Raw genomic sequence first — 1,053 nt, 5'->3', positions numbered from 1 at the left:
TAAAGCATGTCGCTGTTAACCGGATTCGGGATTCCCGTTTGGCTTGATCTGTGATTCACTTGTCTCATGGAAGGAGATGCACCATGGGCAAGCCGCATCCAATTGAGTTGCGTGAGCGTGTCGTTGCGTTTGTGAATGAGGGCAATAGTCACCGGGAAGCCGCTCGGCATTTCCGTGTTTCGCCTCGGTTCGTCAACAACATGATGATCCTGCATCGGTCATCCGGCTGTCTGGCCGCCGCCAGGCAGGGCCACCCGCCTGGAAGTGTGAAGCTTTTGGCTCATGGTGATTGGGTCCGCGAGCAGATGTCCGCCCGTGGCGAAACGACTTTGGACGAACTGTGCGTTGCGCTCGCGGAGCGCGGTATTGAAGTCCACCGCGCCACGGTCGGGCGATTTCTACACCGACTTGGGCTGAGCAATAAAAAAAAGCCTCAAGGCAAGCGAGCAGCGTAGACCAGAGATCGCCAAGGCGCGTGATCTTTGGATCAATCGCCGAAAGCGGTTCTTCAACAAGGCCTTGTCGCGTCTCATCTTTATCGATGAGACTTCCACAAATACGCGCCTGACAAAACGCACCGGATGGTCTACCAAAGGCAGGCGCTTTGCCGCCTATGCGCCCTTCGGAAAATGGAAGACACAGACCTTCATTGCCGGACTGCGCTGCCATGGCCTGACCGCGCCGTGGATCGTCGATGCACCGATGAACAGCCGCATCTTCGAAACCTGGATCGAGACACAGCTTGTGCCGACACTGTCAGCCGGTGATATAGTCATCCTCGACAATGTCGGCTTCCACAAAAGCCAGAAGGCTGAGCAACTGGTCAAGGCAAAGGGCGCTTGGTTTCTCTTCCTGCCGCCCTATTCGCCGGACCTGAACCCAATCGAAATGGCTTTCTCAAAACTCAAAGCACTTCTGAGAAAGCGAGCAGCACGCAGCTTCGACGCCATCTCAAAAGCACTTGGCGATATCATCAGTCTCTTCTCCATCAATGAATGCCAGAACTTCTTTAAGGCTGCTGGGTATGAGGCCGAATAAATGCGACACGCTTTA

2 protein-coding genes are annotated in these 1,053 nt (G+C 54.8%); both read left to right on the top strand.

Annotated elements, in window-relative coordinates; all coding sequences use genetic code 11:
• The first annotated feature begins 83 nt into the window (after nt 1-83).
• Nucleotides 84-455 (top strand): winged helix-turn-helix domain-containing protein, encoded by a 372-nt coding sequence (locus CES86_RS27820; RefSeq protein ID WP_011982874.1) that lies wholly within the window; start codon nt 84-86, stop codon nt 453-455.
• Nucleotides 456-519: 64 nt separating this feature from the next.
• Nucleotides 520-1,038, top strand: coding sequence for an IS630 family transposase (locus tag CES86_RS27815; protein ID WP_011982875.1), 519 nt, complete (start codon nt 520-522; stop codon nt 1,036-1,038).
• Nucleotides 1,039-1,053 lie beyond the last annotated feature (15 nt).

This window comes from Brucella lupini (assembly GCF_002252535.1).
Classification (GTDB): Bacteria; Pseudomonadota; Alphaproteobacteria; order Rhizobiales; family Rhizobiaceae; genus Brucella; species Brucella anthropi.
This window is presented reverse-complemented; position numbering and strand designations above follow the sequence as displayed.

Excerpts from the sequence above, each read along its gene's own strand:
- CES86_RS27820 (WP_011982874.1), top strand. The coding sequence starts at position 84 with ATGGGCAAGCCGCATCCAATTGAGTTGCGTGAGCGTGTCGTTGCGTTT.